The sequence below is a fragment of the Peptoniphilus indolicus ATCC 29427 genome (assembly GCF_000227315.1).
Classification (GTDB): domain Bacteria; phylum Bacillota; class Clostridia; order Tissierellales; family Peptoniphilaceae; genus Peptoniphilus; species Peptoniphilus indolicus.
This window is the reverse complement of the sequence record NZ_JH165061.1, coordinates 1,170,379-1,179,399: the sequence shown is the minus strand read 5'-3', so window position 1 is coordinate 1,179,399 and position 9,021 is coordinate 1,170,379. Positions and strand designations below refer to the sequence as shown.

At 33.9% G+C, this 9,021-nt stretch carries 7 protein-coding genes and 1 riboswitch; all 7 genes read right to left on the bottom strand.

All coding sequences use genetic code 11. From position 1 onward, the window contains the following. Nucleotides 1-106: riboswitch (glycine riboswitch) on the bottom strand. 304 nt (nucleotides 107-410) lie between these two features. Next, on the bottom strand, nucleotides 411-2,048 hold the full coding sequence (locus HMPREF9129_RS05280; RefSeq protein ID WP_004821132.1) for a putative manganese-dependent inorganic diphosphatase: 1,638 nt from the start codon (nucleotides 2,046-2,048) through the stop codon (nucleotides 411-413). Nucleotides 2,049-2,160: 112 nt separating this feature from the next. Then, the gene (locus tag HMPREF9129_RS05275; RefSeq protein ID WP_004821130.1) at nucleotides 2,161-3,243 is read right to left on the bottom strand and encodes a S1C family serine protease; all 1,083 of its coding nucleotides are present in this window, start codon (nucleotides 3,241-3,243) and stop codon (nucleotides 2,161-2,163) included. 266 nt (nucleotides 3,244-3,509) lie between these two features. Next, the gene (locus HMPREF9129_RS05270) at nucleotides 3,510-4,460 is read right to left on the bottom strand and encodes an AEC family transporter (protein WP_004821127.1); all 951 of its coding nucleotides are present in this window, start codon (nucleotides 4,458-4,460) and stop codon (nucleotides 3,510-3,512) included. Between the two features lie 101 nt (nucleotides 4,461-4,561). Next, nucleotides 4,562-6,340, bottom strand: coding sequence for a [FeFe] hydrogenase, group A (locus tag HMPREF9129_RS05265; protein WP_004821125.1), 1,779 nt, complete (start codon nucleotides 6,338-6,340; stop codon nucleotides 4,562-4,564). Then, complete coding sequence (locus HMPREF9129_RS05260) at nucleotides 6,334-8,163, bottom strand: NAD(P)-binding protein (RefSeq protein ID WP_004821123.1); 1,830 nt, start codon at nucleotides 8,161-8,163, stop codon at nucleotides 6,334-6,336. Before HMPREF9129_RS05260 ends, HMPREF9129_RS05265 begins: the two co-directional genes overlap by 7 nt. A gap of 176 nt (nucleotides 8,164-8,339) precedes the next feature. Continuing rightward, nucleotides 8,340-8,522, bottom strand: coding sequence for a glycine zipper domain-containing protein (locus tag HMPREF9129_RS05255; protein WP_218916026.1), 183 nt, complete (start codon nucleotides 8,520-8,522; stop codon nucleotides 8,340-8,342). A 138-nt stretch (nucleotides 8,523-8,660) separates the two neighbouring features. Beyond that, the coding region (locus HMPREF9129_RS05250) for a hypothetical protein (RefSeq protein WP_004821120.1) at nucleotides 8,661-9,021 on the bottom strand (361 nt) is incomplete at its 5' end.

Here is a 9,021-nt window from a genome sequence, read left to right as displayed (position 1 = left end):
CCGCATCTCTGTCCCTTTTGCCTGAGAGATTTCACAGTTTATAAGCTGTGTTGCACCTTCGGCATCTTACCTAAATCCATGGTAAGACTTCTCCAGAGTAATGATCCATTTACAGTTTTCATCTTAAAATAAGACACCTGAGAGTTTTACTCCTTCGGTAGGTTAAAAACCACTTTCCTGCAAACTTCATTTCATTGCTGCCCTTAAAGATTACACCCACACAAACTAAATGTCAATAAATTTTTCTAAAAATCCTCAAAAGTATACATTAAAAAAATAAAAAACATATCAATGACTTATTTCATCAATATGTTTTTACGTAATATTTATTATTTTATTTACTAACTATTAATTATAATTAGTTACTTTGTCATCCCCTTATGTTTTTTAATTATGCTAAGTTGTTATTTTTATTTTTGAATTGCGCTTGTTATGCTTGGTATTAATTGTTTCTTTCTTGACAATAATCCAGGAACTTTAAATGAATTTGAAGGAGAATTTACACCAAACACATTTTTTATGCTCTCTATATATTCTCCAACCACTATCACTTCAGAAATTTCTTTAAATATATCTGTGAGCATCATTACAAAAGTTGACTCTCCATTTGCAACTCTGACTTCTTCCATCTTTTCCTTTAGTCCTTCTTCTATACTATTTAGACTATCCAAATTCATAGTAAATATTTGACAAACACGTATATTTTCATCTTCTACCACAAATTTTTTCACATCGCCATTTACTAAATCAGACATTGATTTATTTTCAAGCTTAGTTCCCTCTCTGAACATCTCCATCGCAAACTCTTCATGGTCTATTCCTGTAACTTTTGAAAGTCTCTCCAGAATTCTCTTATCAGTTTCCGTAGCTGTTGGTGATTTAAACAAAAGTGTGTCAGAAATTATTGCTGCACTTAAAATTCCAGCTATCTCTCTTGAAGGCATAATTCCAGCTTCATAATACATCTCTGCTACAATTGTGCAAGTTGAACCCACAGGCTCATTTCTAAAATACACCGGCTCATCTGTCGCAATGTTTGCAACTCTATGATGGTCTATGATTTCTCTAATCACAGCTGAATCGATATCATCTATGGATTGATTTTTTTCATTGTGGTCAACTAAAATCAATTGTTTTTTATCGCTTGAAATAAGATGAAATCTTCCTATCGAACCTATAACCCTCTTCTTATTATCTAATACGGGATATGAGCGAAATCTACTCATCCCCATAATTTTCTTAGCTTCTTCAACGGTATCTTCCAAATCAAAAGTAACTAAGTCTTTGTTACTCATCACATGTGATATTGGCACAGCTTGTGGTAATAACCTACCAGCCATAAATGTATTATAATTAGTTGATATTATTGTTGTGCCAGTTAATTTTGCCTTTTCAACTACCTCATCATCTACTTTAAAGCCACCTGTGACAATTATCAGACTGACATCTCTGTCCATTGCATCTAATTGAGCATCTTTTCTGTCCCCAAGTATTATAATATCTCCCTTAGAGATTTTATCTCCTATATGCATTGGCGACATTGCATAAACGGTTATCTTGCCATCTATAGCTTTGAAAATTTCAGGTTGATATATAAATTTTCCAGCCAAAACTTCAATTATATTTTGATAAGAAGTGTTGCTTCTTCCCAAAATTGAATCGTCCCAAACGTCCATGTATGACATAGTTATATTCGATAAACTTGCAATTCCGACCAGTCTTTCGTCTTGGTCTGTTACCGGTAGTGAATTCACTCCGTTTTCTTGAATAAGTTGTAACGCCTTATATAGAGATATATTTTCCGAAACACAGTACGCCTTGTCCATTTCCAAATCTTTAACTTGAGCTTTTATACTGTCTTTTAGTCTTGGCGGTTTCACGCCAAAATAATCTAATACAAATTTAGTTTCTTGATTTAATTCACCAAGTCTTATAGCCTCAACATCAAATCCGGTCTTCTTTCTCTTTAATTCTGCATAAGCTATTGCAGCACATATTGAATCTGTATCGGGATTTTTATGCCCTGTAACATAATATTTGTCTTTCATAATTCTCCATTCTAATTTACAAATAAAATAGCCTACAACGTCTTTTTGCGTATGTAGGCCTCTTACTCTATTGTCAAATAACTATACAAAATAATATCACATTTGTCAATTATCAACTATTTTGTTCATTGTCCGGCAAAATAAATCTGTTATCTTTTTGTGTGTTTTCATCGTCTGAAATAGAATATTCATTAAATTTAACATCTATATCTACAGTCTTACCGTTTCTCAATATGTTTAACTTAGCTGTATCTCCAACTTTGTATTTATATAGAGTTGCCTTTAGTGAATCCACTCCTTCGATTTTTGTATCTCCTATTTTTAGTATTACATCGCTCTTTTGCAATCCTGAAGCTTCAGCAGGAGTTCCCTTCATAACGTCCATAATTAAAACACCTGAATCTAAGTTAGTATTTAAATTATAGTATCTCTTAGCCAATGTCATATCCATAGTTTGAACACCTAGAGATACAACTTTATAATCTCCTGTCTTTATTACTTCTTCCAATATTGTCTTTACGCTATTGATAGGAATTGCAAAACCAAGTCCTTCGGCTGTTGAAACTTTTACTGTATTTATCCCTATTACTCTTCCCTCTGAATCAAGTAACGGTCCACCTGAGTTACCACCATTTATTGAAGCGTCAGTTTGAATTAGACCATTCATATATCCTCCGCCTGAAACTTGACCAACATATCTATTTAAGCCTGATATTATACCTTGTGTAACACTTCTTTGGAATGCCAAATCAAGAGGATTTCCGATTGCAATTGCCGCTTGTCCAATTTTTAAATCATCTGAATTTCCAAGCTCAGCAGGAATAAGTTCTGTCTTTGGTTCAATTTTTACTATTGCTATATCTATAGTTGAGTCAACCCATACTGTCTTACCTTCAACTGTAGTTCCATCATACAATTGTACGCTCGGCTTTTCTATTGTTTGACCACTTAGTTTTACAACGTGTGCATTAGTTAGAATATATCCTTGTTTATCAACTACAATCCCTGAACCGGTTCCGCCAACTTGAGCTTGACCCATCCAAGTTTCAACTACACCCTTGGTTGTGATTCCAACTACTGATGGCATTGCCTTTTCAGCAACAGCTGAAGCAATTGTAGAAGAATCTTTAGCATTTATAACTATTTTTTTAGAATCTTGTTCTGAAATAGCAGGCATTGAAGCTTGTTCTCTCATCACCGCATAAGATATTGCAGAACCTATGATTCCACCTATAATTGCACATAGAAGAGCAATTACTACTATATTATTACTATTCTTTTTTTCTATTTCTCCTATTAGGATAGCTGTAATTATTTTCTTCCATATTTTCCCCCCTTGCTTTTAATTAATAATAATTATATTTTGTGAAGAACAGGTGAATAAAAAGTAACGAAATGTCAAAATAAAATACAATTTTTATTACTCATCACCATATAAAATTAAAATCTGTATGCACTGATTTACATTACAAGAGTAGCTATAAGTGGAACTACAAATATGCAAATCAACATACTAATGGTTATTATACCCGTAGCATACTCAACATCACCTTTAGCTTCATTTACTAAAATAGGAGTTACCGCCGCTCCAGCTGTGGACGATTGAACCATGTATATTTGATATTCCATTCCGGATATTCTCATTCCTAAAATACCCACTAACTTAGCCACTAAATACATTATCAATGGAGCTATCAAAAATCTTCCCAACAATCCAACAAATGTATCTCTGTCAAATTTTACACTTTTAAAATCTGACTTAGCTGATATTATACCTATGTATAACAAAGAAAGAGGAGTTACCATATTCCCTAGATAAGTTAAAGTTGAATTTATTGTTGCTGGAACTGGAATTTTAAATATCAAAAATATTGTCCCAAAAATAAATCCTGTAAATGGAATTGGTATTAACTTTTTCCACTGTATCTTAGAATTAACTTTCTTTTCCGGTGTGTCATTGGCGATTAGTATAACTCCTATTGTCCAAGTTGCAATTGTGTTGGTTATGTAATATATCAAAAAATAGGGAAGTCCTTTTTCTCCAAACAAAGCCATATTTAAAGGCAATCCTATAAATATTGTGTTTGAAATTGCAAACATATTTATAAAAGCTCCTCTTCTTCCAACCCTCACCTTTAAAAATTTTGAAAGTATATATCCTGTTACAAAACAAAGTATTACTGCCAACACTGTATAGATAAAACCATTTGATAAGTCTATTAAAAGTTCCACCGTCAGATATTTTAAAACTGATACAAAAACAGACGCTGGCAAGGCCACATTCATAATCAATTTAGATATGTTATTTGAAAATGAATTTTCAAACCAACCAAACTTCTGCATCAAATATCCTATAATAATTAAAAAAATTATTGGCATTATACTCACAACCGAAGTAAAAAAAGCTAACATTAAATTCCCTCTTTCATATTTTGTAACTGTACACTTTAAATTATACAATTCTTGACATAAAAAAAGAACTACTCGAACTATAAAGTTCGAATAGTCTATAATTAAAATCCATTTATTACATAACCATTTCTATCTCTCTTAGGACTTCTTGGCATCTCCCAAGAATTATGGTCTGTGTGTAAAAGCATATGAGCTTTATGGCTGTTTGGTTTATCAAAATAATTTTCATATAGAGATTTCACATCTTCGTTCTCATGAGAGTATCTCAACTCAGATTTTTTATCTAGGAAATATAAATTCTTTCCTCTTTCAAAGGCTAGCTCATCTCCGTCGTGTATAGGTTGACCTCCGCCTCCTACACATCCTCCGGGGCAAGCCATAACCTCCACAAAATCATATTTCTTTTCGCCACGTTCTATCTCTTCGATTAACTTCCTTGCATTTCCAAGTCCATTCACTGCCGCAACTCTCAACTCAACGCCATTTAAATTAAAACTTGCTTCACTCACTCCAGTGTCTTGAGATTCTGCCCTGACAACTTCAAAAGCATCAGGAGAACAGTTTTCACCCATAATAGTATAATATGCCGTTCTCAAAGCAGCTTCCATAACTCCCCCAGTTGCGCCAAATATCACACCGGCTCCTGAGCTCTTTTCAAAAAGCTTATCTGGTTCTATATCTTCAAGAGTGTTGGAATTTATGTGTGCCGCTCTTAACATCCTCACAAGTTCACGTGTTGTTATTACACAATCTGTATCGTGTCCGGCATATTCTTCATAAAATAGTTCCATTTCACTTTCGCCTTTTTTTGCCAAGCAAGGCATAACTGCTACAGAATATATATTTTCCGGCTTCTTTCCAATTTTTTCTGCAAAATATGTCTTCATAACTGAGCCGAACATTTGCATAGGAGATTTTGCAGTTGAAAGTTGAGGAACCAAGTGCGGAAATTGTCCCTTGATAAATCTCAGCCATCCCGGGCAGCAAGAGGTGAACATAGGTCTTTCATCTAATTCATTGTTGTTAAACCTATCTAAAAATTCATTTGCCTCTTCCATTATTGTCAAGTCAGCAGAATACGCTGTATCAAAAACATAATCTACACCTATTTTTTTAAGCGCATCAAAAATTTTATTTACAGTTGCCTCTTTGATCTCTAAACCAATTTCTTCACCCCAAGAAGTTCTAACAGCCGGTGCAACCTGAACTACGACAACTTTATCTTCAGACGCTATTGCTTCCCACAACTTACTCGTATCATCTCTTTCTTTTAATGCACCAACAGGACAATGTGTAATGCACTGTCCACACAATGAGCAGTCAGATTCAGCAATGGTTCTTGAGCCTGATATATTTACAGTAGTTCTTGCTCCTGTTCCCTCTAACTCCCAAATATTTAAACTCTGCATTTTATCACAAACTTGTATACAGCGCATACATTTTATACACTTTTTAGAATCTCTTATGAGCGGAAAAGAATTATCCCACGCTTGATGTTCTAAATTTTCTTCATACAAAACATCTTGTATATTTAAATCATTTGAAAGTTTTTGAAGTGAACAGTTTCCACTTCTCACACAAGTTGCGCACTTACAATCGTGTTGAGAAAGTATCATCTGTACTGTCCTCATCCTATCTAGCATTACTTTAGGACTGTTGGTAAATATAACCATATCTTCTTCAACTACATTGTTACAAGCTGTTATTAGTTTTCCCTTGCCTTCAACTTCAACTACACACACCCTACAAGCTGCTATTTCATTTAAATCTTTTAAATAACATAGATGTGGTATTTCTATTCCTTTGCTCTTTGCTGCTTGCATTATGGTAGTTCCCTCAGCAACTTCAATTTTTACATTATCAATAGTTAAATTTACCATATGCTTTCACGACCTCCCTTAAATATTCCAAAGCCGAAGTGATCACATCTCAAACATCTTGCCGCCTCTTGATGAGCCGCTTTTTCATTCATATTTAGCTCCACTCCATTAAAATCTAATACTCTCATACAAGCTTCTCTTTCCGGAAGTTCAACTCTTCCACAATAAGTCTTGTCTTCTATATTAGGCTCAGGTATATCTACACTACAAGTGATTTCATGATGATAGCCAAGATATTCATCTATGTTAGCTGCCATTACTTTCGCAGCTGCTATTGCCTTTATTACAGTTGCAGGCCCCGACGCACAGTCTCCACCGGCAAAGAGCCCAGGTATTCCTCTAAAACCTCCATTAGGTAGTGTGAATATCTTTCCCTTTTCGATAGGCACTCCCACATCTTCATAGTGTTCAGTTTCAATATTTTGTCCAATTGCTACTACCAACACTTCACAAGGAATGAACTGTTCTGCTTCTCCATTTGGAACAACTGACGCTCTACCACCTTTTATTTTAGATATCATCTGAGGTTCAACCCAAATACCCTTTAACTTCCCATCTTCTATCTCAAGTCTTGAAGGAGCTTTCAATGTCACCATTTCAACCCCTTCTGCTAAAGCACCTTCAATTTCATTAGGCAAAGCAGTCATATCTGCTATTCTTCTTCTATAAACACAACTAACTTTTGAAGCATTTAAACGCACCAAAGTTCTAACTGCGTCCATGGCAACATTTCCGCCGCCTATTACAGCTGCCCTCTTACCTGAAATGTCCGGCAATTTCCCCATACCAACATCTCGTAAAAATTTTACAGCTGAAACTATTCCCTCGCTCTTTTCTCCATCTAAGCCAAGTTTTTTATCAGTGGATGCCCCAACTGTTATAAGTACTGCGTCATAATCTCTTCTTAAATCATTTAAATCTATGTCTATACCAATTTTAAGTCCATATTTAACTTCAACACCAGTTTCAAGTATAGCTTCAATATCATCATCCAATCTCTCTTTTGGCAATCTGTAATTTGGAATACCATATCTAAGCATACCTCCCAAACCTGGAAGCATCTCAAATACAGTAGTTTGATGCCCCATCAACTGTAGATAATATGCTGTAGAAAGACCTGCCGGTCCACCTCCGACTATGGCAACTTTTTTACCAGTTGACTTTGCACACTTTTCAGTTGGAACCTTGCCCGCCATATCCGCAGCAAATCTTTTAAGCCCACGAATGTTCACTGAATCATCAACCATATTTCTTCTACATCTATCTTCACAAGGATGCTCACATATAAACCCACAAGTGGTTGGAAACGGATTGTCCTTTCTTATAAGTGCTATTGCATCAGCATATCTATGTTCTCTAATCAACGCTACATAACCAGGTATGTCCACGTTCGCCGGACATAATGCAACACATGGAACAGGTTGAGTAGTCATACATATACATCTTCCATTTATAACGTGCTCTTCATAGTCATCCCTACAGTTGACTATACTCCTATGTACCATATGAGCAGCTTCATATCCTATCGCACAGTCGGCAGTTTCAGAAATAGATTTTGCCGTCTCTTCAATTAAGTCCAATGTGCCCATATTAGCTTTTCCATTTAAAACATCAGTCAATAAATTTTTAAGTTGTTGAAGTCCTACCCTACAAGGAATACATTTGCCACATGTCTGTGCATGGCACATTTCTATAAAAGCTCTCGTAGTATCAACAGGGCATAATCCAGGTGGGCTGGATTCTATACGTTTTTTCAAATTTTCATAAATATCATCGATTACAATTTTAGCTCTACTCGGTGATTCTAATTCTAATCTGCTCACAAGCTCTCCCCCTAAAAATAATACCTACATATTATTTGATTCAATATATCTACTATAGATAATATTATATGATAATCGAACTTTATACAATAATTGTTATTTTTTGTTAAAGTTTGTTATTTTTTAGAAAATTTTCTAATCTTGTTGATAGATTTCAATTTATAGTTTTAAATAATTTATTTTTTAATACTAGTTCCAACCGTTATTCCTAACAACATTCCCAATGAGACAAATATACCTAAATTATCTTGACCAAGTAGAACCCCAATTGCAGTCCCAAAACACATTCCTAATGACATTCCTTCTGATAGATAGTTTTCATCTTCATTTTTATTGCTTCTTTTAGATTTATTCTTCACAAGATTAATAATATAAATTGTTGCGATTCCTACCAATATCACTGGCAAAATAATTCTTATAAGATACAATCTAAACTCACCTCTATATTTGGATTAAATTTAATATATTTATAAATTTCTCTAAAAACTTTAAATTTATCAATACTTATCTTCTTCATGTATACTCCACACTATATATTTTTTCAAATATATTTCTGAAGTTAATAAGTAATCTTTATTACCGTCACTAAATATATATCCACTTCCCATTTGTTCTTTAAACTTAATTCCCATATCATTCTCAAAATGTTTAAAAAGATATGAAACATCTCCATTTTTTGAGATTAGAATATTTTTGTCTAATTTTACATAAGGTTTTTCTTTTTTTATTTTTGATATTGCTATTAAGTATGGAATTGGATTTCCCTTTTGAAAAACTATATCTTTATTATGATAAATTATAAAACTACCTATACAAGTAAAAGCTATAGTAATTAAAATTAATTTTTTCACAATATTC

What these genes read in the sequence shown, in the direction of transcription:
- HMPREF9129_RS05280 (WP_004821132.1), bottom strand. Translation starts at nt 2,048, where the DNA reads ATGAAAGACAAATATTATGTTACAGGGCATAAAAATCCCGATACAGAT.
- HMPREF9129_RS05275 (WP_004821130.1), bottom strand. Translation starts at nt 3,243, where the DNA reads ATGAGAGAACAAGCTTCAATGCCTGCTATTTCAGAACAAGATTCTAAA.
- HMPREF9129_RS05270 (WP_004821127.1), bottom strand. Translation starts at nt 4,460, where the DNA reads ATGTTAGCTTTTTTTACTTCGGTTGTGAGTATAATGCCAATAATTTTT.
- HMPREF9129_RS05265 (WP_004821125.1), bottom strand. Translation starts at nt 6,340, where the DNA reads ATGGTAAATTTAACTATTGATAATGTAAAAATTGAAGTTGCTGAGGGA.